General features: G+C 28.7%; 17 protein-coding genes, 1 pseudogene and 1 riboswitch. Of the genes and pseudogenes, 6 read left to right on the plus strand and 12 right to left on the minus strand.

Annotation, left to right across the window (positions count from 1 at the left end):
• Positions 1–2 precede the first annotated feature (2 nt).
• The 3 genes and pseudogenes from FMAG_RS07490 to FMAG_RS07500 all read right to left on the minus strand — a co-directional run bounded on the left by FMAG_RS07490 (position 3) and on the right by FMAG_RS07500 (position 3,939).
• Positions 3–1,037 carry a tyrosine-type recombinase/integrase gene (locus FMAG_RS07490; RefSeq protein WP_005885557.1) on the minus strand — a complete coding sequence of 345 codons (1,035 nt, stop codon included), beginning with the start codon at positions 1,035–1,037 and terminating at the stop codon, positions 3–5.
• A 477-nt stretch (positions 1,038–1,514) separates the two neighbouring features.
• Positions 1,515–2,785 (minus strand): annotated as a pseudogene (locus FMAG_RS07495) (2-hydroxycarboxylate transporter family protein).
• Positions 2,786–3,291: 506 nt separating this feature from the next.
• On the minus strand, positions 3,292–3,939 hold the full coding sequence (locus FMAG_RS07500) for a toxin-antitoxin system YwqK family antitoxin (protein ID WP_005885559.1): 648 nt from the start codon (positions 3,937–3,939) through the stop codon (positions 3,292–3,294).
• 203 nt (positions 3,940–4,142) lie between these two features.
• On the opposite strand from FMAG_RS07500, the gene fabG reads away from it, so the two are divergent.
• The 6 genes from fabG (at position 4,143) to FMAG_RS13325 (ending at position 8,718) form a co-directional block, all read left to right on the plus strand.
• The gene (gene fabG / locus FMAG_RS07505) at positions 4,143–4,868 is read left to right on the plus strand and encodes a 3-oxoacyl-[acyl-carrier-protein] reductase (RefSeq protein ID WP_005885562.1); all 726 of its coding nucleotides are present in this window, start codon (positions 4,143–4,145) and stop codon (positions 4,866–4,868) included.
• A gap of 144 nt (positions 4,869–5,012) precedes the next feature.
• A complete protein-coding gene (thiD, locus tag FMAG_RS07510) occupies positions 5,013–5,819 on the plus strand; it encodes a bifunctional hydroxymethylpyrimidine kinase/phosphomethylpyrimidine kinase (protein WP_005885564.1) in 807 nt (268 codons plus the stop codon).
• Positions 5,812–7,239: a hydroxyethylthiazole kinase gene (gene thiM, locus FMAG_RS13925; protein ID WP_005885566.1), complete on the plus strand. Its 1,428-nt coding sequence runs from the start codon at positions 5,812–5,814 to the stop codon at positions 7,237–7,239. Before thiD ends, thiM begins: the two co-directional genes overlap by 8 nt.
• Positions 7,240–7,299: 60 nt before the next feature.
• Positions 7,300–7,860 (plus strand): Rho termination factor N-terminal domain-containing protein, encoded by a 561-nt coding sequence (locus tag FMAG_RS07520; RefSeq protein ID WP_005885569.1) that lies wholly within the window; start codon positions 7,300–7,302, stop codon positions 7,858–7,860.
• Between the two features lie 14 nt (positions 7,861–7,874).
• Positions 7,875–8,225 carry a hypothetical protein gene (locus tag FMAG_RS07525; protein ID WP_005885571.1) on the plus strand — a complete coding sequence of 117 codons (351 nt, stop codon included), beginning with the start codon at positions 7,875–7,877 and terminating at the stop codon, positions 8,223–8,225.
• Position 8,226: 1 nt separating this feature from the next.
• The gene (locus FMAG_RS13325) at positions 8,227–8,718 is read left to right on the plus strand and encodes a toxin-antitoxin system YwqK family antitoxin (protein WP_005885573.1); all 492 of its coding nucleotides are present in this window, start codon (positions 8,227–8,229) and stop codon (positions 8,716–8,718) included.
• 265 nt (positions 8,719–8,983) lie between these two features.
• Here FMAG_RS13325 and FMAG_RS07535 read toward each other — a convergent pair whose 3' ends face one another.
• From FMAG_RS07535 to FMAG_RS07575, 9 genes are all read right to left on the minus strand, one after another.
• Positions 8,984–9,628 (minus strand): amino acid ABC transporter ATP-binding protein, encoded by a 645-nt coding sequence (locus tag FMAG_RS07535; protein WP_005885575.1) that lies wholly within the window; start codon positions 9,626–9,628, stop codon positions 8,984–8,986.
• The gene (locus tag FMAG_RS07540) at positions 9,629–10,255 is read right to left on the minus strand and encodes an amino acid ABC transporter permease (RefSeq protein WP_005885577.1); all 627 of its coding nucleotides are present in this window, start codon (positions 10,253–10,255) and stop codon (positions 9,629–9,631) included.
• Positions 10,256–10,275: 20 nt separating this feature from the next.
• Positions 10,276–11,037 carry an amino acid ABC transporter substrate-binding protein gene (locus tag FMAG_RS07545; protein WP_005885579.1) on the minus strand — a complete coding sequence of 254 codons (762 nt, stop codon included), beginning with the start codon at positions 11,035–11,037 and terminating at the stop codon, positions 10,276–10,278.
• 302 nt (positions 11,038–11,339) lie between these two features.
• Positions 11,340–11,906, minus strand: a complete 567-nt coding sequence (locus FMAG_RS07550) for a xanthine phosphoribosyltransferase (RefSeq protein WP_005885580.1) — start codon at positions 11,904–11,906, stop codon at positions 11,340–11,342.
• A 68-nt stretch (positions 11,907–11,974) separates the two neighbouring features.
• Positions 11,975–14,224 (minus strand): xanthine dehydrogenase family protein molybdopterin-binding subunit, encoded by a 2,250-nt coding sequence (locus FMAG_RS07555; RefSeq protein WP_005885581.1) that lies wholly within the window; start codon positions 14,222–14,224, stop codon positions 11,975–11,977.
• Positions 14,224–14,679, minus strand: coding sequence for a (2Fe-2S)-binding protein (locus FMAG_RS07560; RefSeq protein ID WP_005885582.1), 456 nt, complete (start codon positions 14,677–14,679; stop codon positions 14,224–14,226). The genes FMAG_RS07555 and FMAG_RS07560 overlap by 1 nt, the downstream gene beginning before the upstream one ends.
• On the minus strand, positions 14,680–15,468 hold the full coding sequence (locus FMAG_RS07565; protein WP_005885583.1) for an FAD binding domain-containing protein: 789 nt from the start codon (positions 15,466–15,468) through the stop codon (positions 14,680–14,682).
• 366 nt (positions 15,469–15,834) lie between these two features.
• Positions 15,835–15,934: riboswitch (purine riboswitch) on the minus strand.
• Between the two features lie 289 nt (positions 15,935–16,223).
• The gene (gene pepT / locus FMAG_RS07570) at positions 16,224–17,438 is read right to left on the minus strand and encodes a peptidase T (protein WP_005885584.1); all 1,215 of its coding nucleotides are present in this window, start codon (positions 17,436–17,438) and stop codon (positions 16,224–16,226) included.
• A gap of 62 nt (positions 17,439–17,500) precedes the next feature.
• Positions 17,501–18,874 carry an MATE family efflux transporter gene (locus FMAG_RS07575; protein WP_005885585.1) on the minus strand — a complete coding sequence of 458 codons (1,374 nt, stop codon included), beginning with the start codon at positions 18,872–18,874 and terminating at the stop codon, positions 17,501–17,503.
• Positions 18,875–19,156 lie beyond the last annotated feature (282 nt).

Consider the following 19,156-nt stretch of genomic DNA (forward strand, 5'->3'; position numbering starts at 1 on the left):
AATTAATTGAGTAACTCCATAGCTTTTCTAAGCTCCTCAGTATCTTTATGAGTATAAATATTTTCTGTAGTAGAAAAGTTACTATGACCTATTAATCTAATTATTGAAGTTGAGTTAGCATTAGCATTATTCAACATTGTAGCAAAAGTATGTCTTGTATCATGAATTGTATGTTCTTGTATTCCTAGCTCTTTTAATAATTTCTTAAATCTTGGTTTAAAAGTTGCATAACTCAATTGAGTAGTTGTATCTCCTTTTACAAAATACTCTTGTCCAATAATCAGGTTATCTTTGAAAAGATTGAAAATTTTACTAAAAATTGGTATAGTTCTTACACCAGCAGAAGTTTTACTTACTCTAACTTTAATAGTTCTATTTTCTAAATCAATATCTTCTGTCTTTAAATTAAAAAGCTCTCCTATTCTCATTCCAGTATAAATTAGTATTAATATTATATAAGTATATTTACCATGATAAGTTTTAGAATTAAGATTTTCCCACAAAATCTCAATTTCTTTTTGTGTAAATATTTTTCTCTCTATTACTTTTTCTTTCTTACCTAATTCTATAAATTTTACTTTATTAGTAGAAATAAAATCATTTTTAAAGGCATATTCAAATATCATATTCAATACACTTTTACAGCCATTTTTAAAACTCCAAGAAGTATCAATTTCATCTATCAATTTTTGCAAATGGTATAATTTTATATCCGTAATCTGCATGTCATTTAATGGCTCTAAAAATCTTAGTCTATATTTATTTGTTTCTAAAGTTTTAGGACTACCTATTTTTTTCTTATAGCTTTCAAACCATAAATCTGTAATTTCTTTAAAAGTTATTTTTTTATATAATTTTGGATTCTTTAAATATTCAAATAAACTTTCTTGTGCTTCTCTTTTAGTTTCATAAGTTCCAATATATTTTCTAATCTGTTTGCAATCAAGAGTATATCTAGTAGTTACTCTAACAGCCCTAGGTTTTCTACTTTTATCTTTCATTTTATATATATTTCCTGTACCATTTCCATTTTTCATAACTTCTCCTTTCTCCATACCAAAAAGAGAGGTTTATATATATGATACCTCTCTCCCTAATTTTTATCAAGTTAAATCTTCAAAGTTTCGTGAAAATATTTCTTACTAATTTTTTCCAGCTATTATACTTTCTACTGGAGTTCCATTTTGAATAAGCTTGTGGCTGTTGAATTTTATCAATTATTGTTGAGCTAATTTCATCTTAGCACTATTTACTCTTCTTTACCTTCAGCTAATTAAAATATAGTTAATATAAAAAATTTTAAGTCTAAATTTATCATAACTATCAAATAATTTAGTTTTAAATTTTTCTTAATAACTTCTAATATTAAGCAAACTCCCAATATATTTTAAAATTAATTTATAGTATGGTTATACTTTATAATTAATAAAAATCAATATAGTGAAGTTGCTAAGTCAAAAAATAAGTTCCCACTTTTATATGAGATCTTATCTTTCTTAAATTATTATAATATATTAACGAATAAAATTTATTATAAGTGAAGTTAATAACAACATAAAAGCTCCACCTATTCTTGAGGAAATTTGAGCAAATGGCATTAAAGACATTCTATTAGCCACTGATAATACCGCAACGTCTCCAGTTCCTCCCATATTAGCCATACATAAACCAGCAGTTATAGAACCTTCTATTATATAAAATCCTACAAAATGACCTACAATAGCTGTTCCTATAATAGCTCCTACAACAGTAGTTACAACTAATATAAAGTATATTAAACTAAAAGAAGATATTACTTGCTCAATACTTGTATATGCTACTCCAACTCCTACAAGTAAAGGAATAGTAAAGTTTTTAACAACAAAATTAAACCATTTAGAACAACAGCTTTCATAATATGGTTCTATTACTCCTAAAAGTTTGCATATAGCAACTGATATAATCATTAAGGCATATGAGTGTACAGGAATAAATTTACTTAAAAGAGAAACAAAAGCAAAGAATGTTGTAGCAATTACTAATCCAATTCCAAGTTCCTCATATTCTATTTTTTTATTTTCTTCATTTTTCTCTACTATCTCCTCTTGAGATTTTAAAAGCTTACCATTTCCACTAAAGCTAGGATATTTTTTACCTAATTTATCTAAAAGACCTCCACAAACTATTGCAAGAGCGTTTCCTAATGCTACTGCTGGAACCATTATTGCCAATAACTCAGTAGGAGTTTGTTTAAAAGATTCACTAAAAATTTGAGCTAAAGGAATAGCACCTGCTCCCATACCACCACCCATAATAGGGATAGCAATAAAAAAGATAGCTTTTAAAAATCCATAACCTGTGATAAGTCCAACTACTCCAGTTAATAAAAGGGAAACTACTCTCCACCTAAAATTACTGGTAAATATCCCAATGCTGCTTTTATCAATAAATTTCTATTCATTCCTAAAATACTACCTACTATTAAGGCAGCAATATAGAAATCCAAGAAACTCTCTTTAGATGTAAAGTTTACCATTATATTTAATGCCTTTTCAGGAATTAAATTATAATAGACTAAAAACGCAGATAAAAAGACAATAACAATAGGTCCTCCTCCTAAATAATCTTTAATAATTGGAGTTTTGTTTCCAATAAAATCAAAAATTACTCCAATAACAATCATTAAAGGTAAGGCACCTAACATTCCGGCTGGTAATTTACCTAAAGCAGTACATATGATAATAACTAAAAAAATAGGAATGAAATATTTCATCTCAATTCCTGCTAATTTAAATTTAGAGCTCATATAATCATCTCCCTTTATGTAATATTTTAAATCAGATTAGCTCTAATAATGATATATATAATATAAACAGGAAATTATCAATAGATTATTAGCACTTTTTTTTATTAAAATTATAATATATTATTTTTTAAATTTTATTATAAATTTTTAATATATTTCTCTGTTATTTAATTACTTTAATTTATTTTTTTCTCTCTAAAATAATTATTAATATTTTTTCCTTAAAATTTTAAAAATCAAAACTATTATCTATATATTTTTATTATAATTAGAAAAATCCTTTTATTTTTCTTCAAATTATTAAATTTAAATAATTATATAAAATATAATTTTTAATAGAAGTATCCTCTATCTTTTGATGTAGCTTATAGGTAACTAGCAAATTATATTTTCTTCATATATAACTACCGAAAAATACAAAGTTTTATAAAATTACATAAAAACAGCTTATATCATAATATATTATTAATTTATTCATTTTATAAGTCTAAAAAAATAGGACTAGATTAATCTAGTCCTAAAATAACTCCTTCATTATAATATCCAGTAGCAATTATATTCCCAGCTTTATCATAAGCCTTCCACTCACCATCACGTATTCCAGATACATACTCTACATCATAAAGTAATATCCCACTCTCATCATAGTATTGCCAAATCCCATCACGTAAACCATTTTTTGTAAGACCTGAGCATAGCAAATTCCCATTTTCTTGAAAAAGGGCTACACTTATTACTTTTTCTCCATCTAAAAATATATTTTGAACAGTTAATTTTCCATCTTCATCATACATCTGCCAAAATCCAATACGAATATTATCTTTATAACTTCCCTTGAGCTTTAATTTTCCATTTGGATAATAATATAATTGTTCTCCCTCTAGCTCTCCATCTTTATAAGTTTCAATAGCTGAAATATTTCCTGTATTTTCATCATAAAAATACCATTTTTTATCTCTTTTATCATCTTTAAAATAACCTTTTACAGCAACTCTTCCATCTTCAAAATAATTTAAAATAGGACCATTTTTAACACTATTATTATCAGTTGATATCTCACTTTTTAAATTTCCATTTGAGTAATATACTCTCTCTTTTGAAAGATTACTACAACCTACTATAAATAAAGATAGTAATATTATTAAGTATTTCATTTTTTCCTCCTTATATCATAAATATATTTTACAATAAAAACTAAATATCTTCAACCTATTTAATATAATTTAGACTGTAAAAAGAGAGAAATGGTTTTAAATAAAATTTGCCAAAACTCAAGACTTTATGATATAATAATAAATGTAATCATAAGATTACATATGTAAGATAAGATGAGAATTGAAAATGAGGAGGACTTATAGTGGATAGACTAAAAGGTAAAGTTGCACTAGTAACAGGAAGTGCCAGAGGAATAGGAAGAGCAATAGTTGAAAAATTTGCTGGAGAGGGAGCAGCTATGGTAATATCTTGTGATATGGGACCAGCTGAGTATACTCAAGAAAATGTAAGACATGAGATTTTAAACGTTACAGATAGAGAAGCAATAAAAACATTTGTTAAACAAATAGTAGCTGAGTATGGAAAAATAGATATTCTTGTAAATAATGCTGGAATAACTAAAGATAACTTCTTAGTAAGAATGTCAGAAGATCAATGGGACGCTGTTATAGATGTAAACTTAAAAGGAGTTTTCAATATGACTCAAGCAGTAGCTCCAGTTATGACAAAAAATAAATCTGGTTCTATAATTACTCTTTCATCAGTAGTAGGAGTATATGGAAACGCTTGCCAAACTAACTATGCAGCTACAAAAGGTGGAGTAATCTCTATGAGTAAATCATGGGCAAAAGAATTAACTAGAAAAGGAGCTCAAGTAAGAGCTAACTGTATAGCACCAGGATTCATTTCAAGTGCAATGACAGACGCATTACCTGAAGAAGTAGTAGCAAAAATGTTAGAAAGAACTCCATTAGGAAGATTAGGAACTGTTGATGATATAGCTAACACAGCTTTATTCTTAGCAAGTGATGAGTCATCATATATCACTGGACAAGTTATAGAAGTTACTGGTGGAATGACTTTATAGCTTTTTTATTAAAAATTTAATAAAAATATAAAAAATAGGAGAAGAAGATTTTAAAATTATTAAAATTTTCTTCTCTTTATTTATATAAATAAAAAAATTATGCTATAATAAAAATAGTTAGTTAAATAATTGAGGAGGATTTATATGAAAAAAGTTTTAACTATAGCAGGCTCTGATTCTTGTGGTGGAGCAGGAATCCAAGCTGATTTAAAAGCTATGAGTGCTGTTGGAGTTTATGGTATGAGTGTAATAACAGCTGTTACAGCTCAAAATACTATGGGAGTTTTTGCCATTCAAGATATATCTAAAGAAGTGATTGAAAAACAGATAGAAGTAATCTATGAAGATATTGAAGTATCTAGTGTAAAAGTAGGTATGCTTTCTAGTTGTGAGATAATAGATAATGTAGAAAAGATGCTTTTAAAATACAAAGCAAAAAATATAGTATTAGACCCAGTAATTTTTTCAAAAAGTAACTTTAAATTATTACAAGATGATGCAGTAGAAAGATTAAAAAGATTTTTAAGAATAGGAGATTTAACTACTCCTAATATACCTGAGGCTGAAATTTTATCAGGAATGAAAATTACTAACAAAGAGGAAATGATACTTGCTGGTAAAAAAATAAAAGAACTAGGAGTTAAAAATGTATTAGTTAAAGGTGGTAGTAGAGTAGCTGATTGTTTAGATATATTTATAGGGGAAGATGGAAATATAATAGAGCTACAAGGAGAGATGACAGTTACTAACAATACTCATGGAACTGGTTGTACTCTTTCTTCAGCTATAGCTTCATATATGGGAAAAGATTATAGTATTGAAGAGAGTGTTAGACTTGGAAAAAACTATATAACTCAAGCTATTAAAAACTCTTTTGCAATAGGACATGGAGTAGGACCAGTAGGACATTTTGTAGAATTATATAAAAAGGCTGGTGTAGACTATGAATAAAATAGATTATTCAGTTTATTTAGTTACTGATAGAGATATACTACAAGGTAGAGATTTATGTGAAGCTGTAGAAGAAAGTATATTAGGAGGAGCTACAGTAGTACAACTCAGAGAGAAATATATATCTTTTGAAGAGTTTGTTAAACTTGGAAAAAAATTACATAAAATCACTCAAAAATATAATATTCCATTGATAATAAATGATAATGTTGATGTTGCTATTGAAGTAGGAGCTGAGGGAGTTCATGTAGGACAAGGAGATGAGGAGCTTTCTAAAGTTCGTGCTAAGATAGGAGATAAAATAATTGGAGTATCAGTAGAAAATGTTGAAGAAGCTTTGATAGCTCAAGAGGGTGGAGCTGATTATCTTGGTATAGGAAGTATCTTCTATACAGGTAGTAAAAAGGATATAAATATTCCTATTGGACTAGAGGGACTTAAAAAAATTGTTGAAAGTGTAAATATTCCAAATGTAGCAATAGGAGGAATACACCTTGATAATGTAAGAGAAGTTATGAAAACTAAAACTGATGGGGTAGCTGTTATATCTGAAATATTAGGAAAGGAAGACATAAAAGAAGCAACTGCTATATTAAAAAATTATGTAAAAGAAGGGATTAAAATGAATAATTTTGCAAAAGTAATATCTGAGATAAGAGAGAAAAAACCTATAGTTTATCAAATAACTAATACAGTAACAATCAATGATTGTGCTAATGTTACATTAGCAATAGGAGCTTCACCTATCATGTCATTTTGTGAAGATGAATTAGAAGATGTACTATCTTTTGCTTCAGCTCTTGTAATCAATATTGGAACTATGGATAAAAGTATGAGAAAGATAGTAGTAAAAGCTGGTAAAATTGCCAATAAACTTGGAAAACCCGTTATCCTTGACCCTGTTGGAGCTGGAGCTACTCAAGCTAGAAAAGAGTTAGTAGAAAAATTATTAGAAAAGGTAAAATTTGCAGTAATTAAAGGAAATGTAGCTGAAATCAAAGCTATCTATGGAATGAAAAATGAGAGTAATAGAGGAGTTGACTCAGTAGAAAGCTCTGATAATATAGAAGAAATAGCTAAAGAATTGGCAATAAAATATAACTGTGTAATAGCTGCAACTGGAAAAGTAGATTTAGTAACTGATGGTAAAAGAGTAGCTAAAATAGAAAATGGAGATATTGTATTAGGTAGTGTTACAGGAACTGGTTGTATGACTGGTGCTCTTATTGGTTCTGCTTGTGGGGCTACTGAAGATTACTTTACTGGGGCTATAACTATGATATCTACTATGGGAATAGCTGGAGAAAAGGCTAAACTTCAAGGTAATGGAAATGGAAGTTTTAGACAAATAATTATGGACACTGTTTACCAAATGAATGAAGAGGAGTTCTTAAACAGTGCTAAAATAAGAGTTGAATAATAAAATATATTTTAAAGAGATTATATGGTATAATATATAAAAGAGAGAAGAGGTGATACAATGATAAAATATGATAATCTTTTTTATATATTAAATGGTGGAGACACCTATAAATTTAATAAAAAATTAATAGCTATTTTAGGTATAGAGTTATGTGCTTTAACAACTTATTTAATAGAGAGAGCTTTAAATAGGGAAGAAAAAGATGAATTAACAGAAGATGGATATTTCACTCTTACAGATACTGATATATGCTTGTATTCTGGTTTAGAAGCTGTAAGATTATCAAAAATCAAAAAATTAGGTATAGAAAAGAGTATATTTGAAACTAAAAAAGTTGAAGGAGTAGAGGGAACTTTTTATAAACCTAATTTAGAAAAGATTTTTGAGCTTATGATGAGTGAAAAAAGTGTATCAGAACTTTCCTATGAAAGAATCTTTAAAGAGGAAAGAGCTGATGAAAAGTTTACTAAAGAAAGTTTAGAGGCTTTAACTTTTAGAGATTTAAGAATTTTGTGTAAAAAACTCAATATTTCTTTTAATGGAAGAAATAGAAAAGAGGAATTGATTGATAAAATTTTGAGAAATCAAGAAAATTCTAATTTACAAATAGAGTTTTAATGGAGGTGACAGGAATGAAAAAAATATTTATACTATTTTTTCTTATAACTAATTTTATCTCTTCTTATTCTATAGAAAATAATGAAATAGACAGTAAATTAGAAAAATATAATGAGTATAAGAGATTAGTAAATGAAAATAGAGAGAAAGAGATTCAAAAAAATCTTCCTTCACCACAAGAGATGGAAATTTATTATACACAAGAAAAATTAAATTTAGAAAAAGAAAAACTTGAGTACGAAAAAAAATTAGCATATGAGAGAGCCAAAGCTGAAAGAAGAAGAGATAACTTGATTAATGCCGCTATAATAGGTGGAATAGGTTATGGTAGTTACAGGCTAGGTAGACATCATCATTGGTGGTAATATGAAATTACAAAAAAAAGTAGAACAGGTAGGAATCTTTTTATATGATTATTTTATTGATGAACTCAATAGAAAACAGGGAGTATTAAAAAAATATAATTTAGATAAAGAGCTCTGTGAAGAATTAGAGTATAAAGATGACTATTTAAATGGTAAAACATTAAAATATGAAAATGGAGTAGCAATCTTTGAAGGAAATTATCTTTTAAATAAATTAGATGGTAAAGTAAAAGAGTATTACAAAGATGGAAAATTAAAATCTATCTCCAATTACTCAAATGGAAAACTCCACGGAAAAAAAGAAAGCTATTTTGAAAATGGAAAAATATCCACTATCACATATTATAATAAAGATAAGTTAGATGGTAAAAAGCAAAAATTTTATGAAAGTGGAAATCTTGAACTTGAAGGTTACTATGCTAAAAATAATATGAGTAGAATATGGAAATGGTATGACCAAGATGGAAAAATAGTTAAAGAAAAAGAATATTAAAATAGTTCAAGAATAATTTTTATTCAAAAAAATAAAGAAAACTAAGAATTGTTCCATATTCCAAGAAGTTGATTAACTATGGATTATCTCACTAAAAACACAAAACTCACTTCGTTCAAACAGTTGTGTTTTTTAGCGTTTGATTTCGCTAAGTTAATCTAACTTCTCTCCATAAATTACACAATTCTTTAAGTTTTCTTTGATTAATTTATACTATTAAATAATTTTATTTTTAGATTTTAATTCAAATCTCTTTACTTTAGAATTAGATATTTTTTCTATTTTCTCTTATCTCTTTTATATTTCCATTTTCCATAACTACAATTCTATCAGAAATTTTATTTACAAACTCTATTTCGTGGCTAACAATAACCATTGTCATATCTGTAGTATCTCTTAAATTCTGAATTACATTTAATACTTCATTTACCATCTCTGGGTCAAGAGCTGAAGTAGGCTCATCAAATAGAAGAACATCTGGATTTTTTGCCATAGCTCTTGCTATAGCTACCCTTTGTTTTTGTCCTCCTGAAAGTGCTTTAGGATAGAAATTTGCTCTCTCTTTTAATCCTACTCTATCTAATAGCTCCAATCCTATTTTTTTAGCCTCTTCCTTTGGCATCTTATCCACTACTATTAAAGATTCCATTATATTTTGAAGAGCTGTCTTATGAGGGAAAAGATTAAAAGATTGAAATACCATTCCCATTTTTTTCTTATCTGGAGTTTCTATGCTTCCTCCATCTATATCTTCAAGACCTATCATACATCTAAGTAAAGTTGATTTTCCTCCACCAGAAGCACCTATTATAGAGATAACTTCTCCTTTTTCTATATCTAGGTTTACTCCTTTTAGAATTTTTACATCACCTTCATAAGTTTTAAACAAATCTCTTATTTTTATAATCATCTATATCATCACCTTTTTTTCCATTCTTTTAAAGAAAATTACAACTACAGTAGAAAGTATTAAATATATAGCAGCACATATAATAAATGGTGTAATAGAGAAATCTCTTGTTACTATCTCTCTTGAGTTTCTAAGAATCTCTGCCATTCCTAAAGCAGATATTAATGAAGTATCTTTTATAAGAGCTATTGCTTCATTTCCAAGAGGTGGTAAAGCTGTAATAAGAGCTTGTGGTATTATTATTCTCTTCATTGTTTGCCAATAATTCATTCCTAAAACCTTAGCTGCTTCATATTGTCCTTTATCTATACCAAGTATACTTCCTCTAAAGATCTCACAAAAATATGCTGTATAGTTGATTACAAAAGTAAGAGCTGCTGCTGTAAAAGGAGATAGAGTAATTCCTATTACAGGTAATCCATAGTATACAAAGAATAATTGTAATAATAGAGGAGTTCCTCTAAATATCCAAGTATAAATTTGTATTCCATTATTTAATAACGAATTTTTAGAAATTCTCCCCAATGACAATATTACTCCTAATGGTAATGAAAATACCATTGTAACTATGTATAATTTTACTGTTAATCCTAATCCCTGTAATATAAATAAAATGTTATCTTGCATTTTCTATCTCCTTCTTATATTTATTTTCCTAACCATTTAACTTTTATTTTATCAAAAGTTCCATCTGCTTTCATTTCATCTAATAATCTATTAATTTCATCTACAAGAGCTTTATCTTGTTTTCTAAGAGCTACTCCAAAATCTTCATCAGCTAAAGTTTCTACTGAATAAGTTAATGTTGATTTTTTAGCGTTATAGTATTTTCCAGAAATTTCGTCCATTACTACTGCATCTAATCTTCCAGCCTCTAAGTCCATAAGAGCTTCAACGTTAGTTGCATATTTTTTTAACTCTTTTATCTCTTTATTAATAGGGTTATCTTCTACTGATTGAGCTCCTGAACTTCCTAATTGAACTCCTACTACTTTTCCAGCTAAGTCTTGAACCTTTGCAGGAGCAGTTCCTTTTCTTGTAAATATAATTTGATTATCTGATAAATATGGTTTTGTAAAAGCAACTTGTTTTGCTCTAGCTGGAGTGATAGTCATTCCATTCCATACCATATCTATATTTTTACTTCTTAAATCAAAGATTATAGCGTCCCATTCACAAGGTTTAAATCTTGCCTCTACTCCCATTCTCTTTGCTACTTCTTTTGCTAAATCTATATCAAATCCAACTATCTCTCCACTTTCATCTCTATATCCCATAGGAGCAAAAGTGGCATCTAATCCAACTATAAAATATCCTTTTTCCTTTACAGTTTCTAAAGACTTATCTGCCCCAAAAGAACTAACAAATACACACACCATTAAAACTAGACTCATTAAAAATTTTTTCATATCGTTTCCTCCTAAAATGTTAATATTTTTCAAATAAAAAAGCCATCTGTTTTTATCCAGATGGCTTTACCTAATTATGAAATCATTTTTGTTTTACCATCATAGATACTCTCTTAAATTGCACGTCAATCAGAGTCTGTATCTATGAAACAATTTTCACAAAACAAACTCTCTACCTATGATGGTGATGATGTATTGTTGCTAAATTTAATAAAACAAAATTTACTTTCATAATAATCTCCTTTGAAAATTTTTTTATATTTTTTATGATACACCTATATCATAATTTTGTCAAGCTTTTTTTATCTAAAGTTAATTTCTCCATTTTCTAATGAATCTACAACAGCTAAAGATTCTACTCTTATTCCTTGCTCTTGTAACATTTTTTCTCCACCTTGGAAACCTTTAGTTACAGCTATTCCTGCTCCCATTACTTGAGCCCCAGCCATTTCTACTAACTCCTTTAATCCCAATACAGCGTTTCCCATAGCTAAGAAATCATCTATAATTAAAACTTTATCTTCAGGTTTTAAAAACTCTTTTCCTACACAGATAGTATAGTCTTGATTTTTTGTAAAAGAAAAAACTGTTGTAGTATAAAAGTCTGACATTGTAGAAGGTACTTTTTTCTTTGCAAATACCAATGGTACATGAAAAGCATAAGCAGCTGCTAATCCAATTGCAATCCCTGATGCCTCTATAGTAAGAATTTTATTAATTTCTACTCCTTCAAATCTTCTTTTAAATTCCTCTCCCATTTTCATCATAAGAACAGGATCGATTTGATGATTTAAAAAACTATCAACTTTTAATATCTTTGAACCAATAGTTTTTCCATTATTTAAGATATAATCTTTTAATAATTCCATTTTAAAATAAGCCTCCAATATTTAACTCATAAATTTATGATATTTTTATATTATATCATAAATTCCAATTATTTTGAATACATTTTCCAGAATAATTTTTCACTTGTAATAGGTAGGCTTCTAACTCTTGCCTTTGTTGCCTTATAAACAGCATCAGCTATAGCTGGAGCAGCTGTATTTATTACAACCTCTCCTATAGATTTAGCTCCAAAAGGTCCTGTTGGCTCATTTGAATGACTAAATATTACATTAACCTTTGGTCCAATATCCTTTCTTGAAGGAATTTTATATTGCATTAAAGTATCTTGTAAAAGTTTTCCTTTACTATCAATAGTAATTTCTTCAGTAAGAGCAAGACCTATTCCTTGTGCAATTCCACCCTCTACTTGTACTCTTGCTAAAGCTGGGTTGATAGGAGTTCCACAATCAGCTACTGATAAGAAATCTACTACCTCTACTTCTCCAGTAAGAGTATCTACTTCTACTTCAGCAAAACTTGCTATAAACGGAGGTGGTGAAGTTTGTCCTCCCCAAGTTCCTGTGGTTGTAATTTGATTTTGTCCTTCAAAAGATACACTTCTAATTCCTATCTCTTTTAGTGTAAGAATAGTTCCATCTTTTGCTTCAACATACTCTCCCTTATATTCCACTTCATCTTCAGCTTTATTCATTAATTTAGCTGCAGCCTTAACTATCTCTTTTTTCATTTTTTCACAAGCTATGATTACAGCGTTTCCTGTTACATAAGTTCCACTTGATGCATATGCCCCTGGATCATATGGTGATGTATCTGTATCTGCTGTATTAACTATTATTTTCTCCATTGGCACTTCTAAAACTTCAGCAGCCATTTGAGTTAGAACAGTATCACAACCTTGTCCCATGTCAGTAACTCCTAACATCACAGTGAAATCTCCACTGTCATGGAATTTTACTGTAGCAGAACCTGTATCTACTCCAGCTATTCCAGAACCTTGCATAGTTACCGCCATTCCAGAGGCTCTCACTTTTCCATTACCCATATCTACTACTTCTCTATTTTTCCAATTGAAAGCTTCTTTTCCTATCTCTATACACTTTTTGATATCTCCACTTACAGTTTCAGATTGGTCTACTAAGTTTTTCATTCTTACTTCAGTAGGGTCTAATCCTAATTTATGTGCTAACTCATTTACAGCTGATTCCACAGCAAATGTTCCTTGAGTAGCTCCATATCCTCTGAAAGCTCCTCCTACCATTGTATTTGAGTAAACTATATCAGCTTTACATCTCATTGGTATCTTAGCATATAGTGGGAATGTTTTATACACAACTAGAGCTGTAACTGTTGGAGCATGTTCTCCATATGCTCCTGTATTTGATAATACATTTATATCAATAGCTTTAATATTTCCCTCTTTATCTGAACCGATTTTTACAGTAAGTCTCATAGCATGTCTAGTATTAGAATATGCTTGAGTTTCCTTTCTTGTATAGATTATTTTAGATGGTTTTCCAGTTTTTAATGTGACAAAAGCTGGGTATATTTCACAAACAGAAGTTTGTTTTCCTCCAAATCCTCCACCTAATTTTGGTTTAATTACTCTTATTTTACTACTAGGATACTCTAGAGCTCTAGCTAAATGTCTTCTTACATGGAAAGGAATCTGTGTAGAAGATATTACAGTAAGTCTTCCATATACATCAAAATATGCTGCTGATCTATAAGTTTCCATCATAGCATGGATTTGTGGTTGAGTATAATATGTATTTTCTAATATTACATCACTCTCTTCAAATCCTTTATCTACATCTCCTTTTACTTGTAAATAAGAAGATGCTAAGTTTCTTGTATTATCATAACCTATATTGTCATAGTTTGTATGAGCTTTTTCTCTATGAACTAATATAGAAGAGTCTAGTGCTTTTTCATAATCTACTACTGCCTCTAAAACTTCATACTCAACTTTTATAAGTTTCATGGCTTTCTCAACAGTTTGTTCATCTACTCCAGCAACTATAGCAACTGGATCTCCTACATATCTTACATACTCATCTAATATTTTTCTATCATATGGAGATGGCTCTGGATAAGATTGTCCAGCTAATGTAAACATAGTTTGAGGTACATCTTTATATGTATATATAGCTTCTATTCCAGGTACTTTTTCAGCTATTGTAGTATCTATATTTTTTATTCTAGCATAGGCATGAGGCGATCTTAAAAGTTTAATTATTAAATACTCTTGATTTGCAACTAAGTCATCTGTGTAGAATGGTTTTCCAGTTATTAATCCTATTCCATCTACTTTTTTCATCTCTTTATTTACAAATTTCATTATTTTTTCTCAGCCTCCATAAAGTTTTTTATAGCTCTAAGTTGTGAAACATATCCACTACATCTACAAAGATTTCCATTTAAATAGTGAAGTATCTCTTCATCAGTAGGATTTTCATACTCTTTCATAAGAGCAAGTACTGTCAAAGTGAATCCAGGTGCACAGAATCCACATTGCTCTGCTCCTTCAGCTGCCATAAATTCAGCAAATCTTTCAGCTTCTCTTTGACACCCTTCAATAGTTGTTACATTTTTCCCTTGAGCTCTTACAGCTAGTGTACTACAAGATAATACAGGTTTATCATCTACAAGAACTGTACAAAGACCACAAGAACCAGTATCACAACCTCTTTTTACACTTAAATATCCTAATTTTCTTAATACATCTAATAAATATTCATCAGCAGAGATCACTATCTCTCTTTTTCTTCCGTTTACATTAAGAGTTAAAAGCACTTATAATACCTCCTTGATTGCTCTTTTTAATAAGTTTTTAGAAACAGCTCTTCTATACTCTCCTGTTCCTCTCATATTACTTCCAAAAGTAACCTCTTCACTCATAGCCTCACAAGCTTTATCTATAATCTCATCAGTTATCTCATTGTTGTTTAAAATTTCCATTGCTTTATAAGATAGCACAGCTTTTCTAGGTCTTACTCCAATAGCAACTCTTATTCCAGCTTCTGTCTTAGTTACACAAGTATTAGTTATAGCATAATCTGTTTTACTTTTTCTAATACTTTGGAAAGCTCCTCTTCCAGATTTTTTCACTTTTACTTCTACTAAAATATCTCTTCTAAGTCCCTCTTCTTTTAAGTAGTCCTCTAATGAGATTTCACCACCATTATAAAGTACAACTATAGCTCCCATAGCAAGTAAAGTAGGAATTAAATCTGAAAATCCATATTTAGAGAATACAGTAGCTCCTACTGTAACATTAGTTCTAAATTGTACTCCTATTATTCCTCTTACACATTTGTCTAAAATTCCATCAAATATATTTTGAGTAATTTTATTAGTTTCTAAATCTCTAAAACTAGTTATTGCCCCAATATGAACATATTCTCCCTCTTCTCTGATGTAATTAAGAGAAAGATTTGATAAGTCAATAGCCGTATTGTAGGCAACATTTCCCATTCTTAAATAAGAAGTCCCTCCTAATATGATATTTTTTTTGTTTTTTAACAATTCATTATATGCTTCCTCTAATGATGTAACAGCTAAATAATTCTTAAAACTAAACAAAGCTGACCTCCTAATATTTATAATTTTTATATTTATAATTTTTTATAACTACACTGAATAACTTAAATTATATCTTATTTTTCAAGCAAATTATTTGTTCTAATTGATTAAATGATTAATAGAATTAATAGAGTAATTTTTATCCTGTATGATAAATAAAGTGATTTGATAAGTTAAAAATATATGTCTGTAATTTTTCATACCTACAGATACAATATAATGATTTTAGAAAGGATTTTTTAGATAGTATTTTGTTGCTTTGATAATCAAAGACAAAATTTTTTTCACTTTTCCTCCTAAAACTTTATATCTCTTTTAAATTTAGTTAGGAGCAAAACAAGTGAAATAAATTTGAATAAAAATTATTCAAATTCATTTTTTACTCATAGCGGCTTGTTATAGTGGCAACCCGTAGAAACTCCTGACCATATTACAGGGATATATGAGATATTATTTATAAACTATTTATTTTCAAATACTTTTAATATTATAATTTTGCTTTTTGCACTTAAAACACACTTTTAAATTTTTTTGATATTTTTTAAAAATTTAAACATGCTCATTTATTTCTAATATATCATAGATTATACAATAATTCAACCATTTTTTATAACATAAAATTTAATTTTTTCCATTTAAAGATTACAAACTATTATAAATTAAAGTTTTTTAAAAAAATAAAGAGGAAATTTTTTTGTTATTACTATCACATAATTTGAACAAAACTTTTCCTCTTTGTATATATTATATTATTTTTATAATTTTGCTGTATTTTCTATAATTTTTACAATTAAGTCCCTTGCTTTTTCCATTGATTGAACAGAAATATATTCAAATTTTCCGTGGAAGTTATGTCCCCCTGTAAATAGATTTGGACATGGAAGCCCTTTATATGAAAGTCTAGCTCCATCAGTTCCACCTCTTATAGGTCTAATATGAGGCTCTATTCCTAATTCCTCCATTGATTTTTTAGCTAAATCAATTACATACATTACTGGCTCAATTTTTTCTCTCATATTATAATAGCTATCTTTTACTTCTATCTCTATACAAGCATCTTTATATTTTAATTGAAGATACATTACAGCAGCTTTTATAAGATTCTTTTTCTCATTAAATTTTTTCATTGAGTGGTCTCTTATGATATAGTTCATTGTTGTATCCTCAACAGTTCCCTTCATATCATTTAATAAGAAAAATCCCTCATAATTTTCTGTGTGTTCAGGTCTTTGCTCTGGTGGTAACATAGAGTTTAATTCCATAGCTATCATTATAGAATTAATCATACTATTTTTTGCTGTTCCAGGGTGTATATCTCTTCCCTTTATTTTGATTACAGCTGAGGCAGCATTAAAGTTTTCATACTCTAACTCTCCTAGCTCCCCACCATCTACTGTATAAGCAAATTTACAATTAAATTTTTCTACATCAAAGAAGTTAGCTCCTCTTCCTATCTCCTCATCTGGTGTAAACCCTATTTTTATCTCTCCATGTTTTATCTCTGGATGCTCTTTTAAATATTTTATAGCTTCAATTATCTCTACAATACCAGCTTTATCATCTGCACCTAATAGTGTTTTTCCATCTGTAACTATTAAATCTTGCCCTATGTAATTATTCATATGTGAAAAATCTTTTGGAGATAAAATAATATTTAATTCCTTATTTAAAACAATATCTCCACCTTCATATTTTACAATTCTTGGATTAACTCCTATTCCATTATAAGTAGGTGCTGTATCCATATGAGCTATAAATCCTATTGATGGAATCTTTTCAGTACAATTAGCTGGAAGAGTTGCCATAATATAACAATTTTCATCTAAAGAGATATCTTCTAAACCTAACTCTTTTAAATCCTCTACTATGACTTTTCCTAAATCCCATTGTATATCACTACTTGGACATTGAAGATTTTCTGGATTTGAATCAGTTGCAATCTTTACATATTTTAAAAATCTGTTAATCATTGTATTCCCCCCATATGTATGATAACTCTATTGTAAAACTTTTATCAATTTTTTTCAACTATTTATATATTTTCTTTTTTCATACCCTTTTCTAACTCTTTAAGATGTTTTAACTCCATCTTTATAAATATAAATGTAAGAACAGTTGCTATAAAGTCAGCTGTTGGTCCAGCAAACCAGATTCCCTTTACTCCAAATAACTTTGACATTATTAAAATACAAGGGATAAGAACTATAATCTGTCTAGTAAGACTCATAAAGAAACTCATCTTAGGTTTTCCAATAGCTTGGAAATAGATAGAAGCTATTATTTGGAATCCAACTATTGGCAACATAAAAGTTTGTATTTTAAGCCCAACTGAAGCTATTCTTACCAACTCTTTCTCTTGTGTGAAAATATTAATAAAATATTTTGATAAAAATTGAATTGCTAGAAAATCTATTACACATAAAACTGTAGCAGCAAATATAGCTTTAAAAAGAGCCTCTTTAACTCTTGGATATAATCTAGCTCCATAGTTATAACCTAAAATTGGTTGTAATCCTTGGTTTATTCCAAAAATTGGCATAGAGATAAAAGTAATTACTGCTTGAACTATTGCCATTGCTCCTATTCCCGCATCTCCACCATAGATTTTCAATGTGCTATTATAAGTATAGTTTACTATACTAGCTCCCATCTGTATTGCAAAAGGAGCACTTCCTAAAGAAGCTATACTTTTTATTTTCTCAAAGTTTAACTTTAAATTTTTAACATATAATTTCATTCCACTAAATTTTGAAGTAAAATAATATATAGCCCAAATTCCTGAAACATATTGAGATATAATAGTAGCCCAAGCTGCCCCTCTTACTCCCATTTTTAAATAGAATATAAATATAGGATCTAGTACTATATTAGTAATTGCTCCTATAAGTAGAGTTGCCATTGCCATTTTGGGATTTCCATCTGAACGAATAGAAGCGTTAGCTACATATCCAACAACAGCCGCTGGAAAACCAAAAGCTAGAATTTTTAAGTATTGAGCGGCATATATACCTGTTTTATCACTTCCACCTAAAATACTAACTAACCACTCTAATTTCCATAAAACAAGAACCATTAGAATCAATGAAACAATAAATCCAAAAAATATAGCTGTTCCTAAAAATCTCTCTGCTTCCTCTTTTTTCTTTCTTCCTAAGTTTAAAGAGGCATTAGTAGCAGAACCAAGACCAATCAATATAGAAAAACCAAATACAAATATTACAATAGGGAAAACTATTCCCACTCCTGCTATTGCTATATGCCCTACTTTTTCAATATTTCCAATATAAATTCTATCTACAATATTGTATAAGGCATTAACTAACATACCTATTATTGCAGGTAGAGAAAACTGAATCAAAAGCTTTGTAATTTTTTCAGTCCCCATAAGTTGATGTTTTTTTTCCATTTAATCACTCCTCGTATAATATTTATATAATAATTTACTAATTACTAATCTATTTTAAATTTTATGTAATATACTATTATTAGATACTGTGGATTAGTTTATCACTCCTACCATTTTAATGGTTTTATTAAGGCTCTAACCACAGGCTCTTTATTCATTTGTTAATTAGTTAGATACCACTTTGATGGTTTATTTAGAACGAGGTTACAATCTTAAAGAGTTACCGTGGTCTAAAACAGTATCAAATTCTTTTTTATTCAAGGAGGCTTGTATGATTTTTAG

It is taken from the genome of Fusobacterium mortiferum ATCC 9817 (assembly GCF_000158195.2).
Taxonomy (GTDB): domain Bacteria; phylum Fusobacteriota; class Fusobacteriia; order Fusobacteriales; family Fusobacteriaceae; genus Fusobacterium_A; species Fusobacterium_A mortiferum.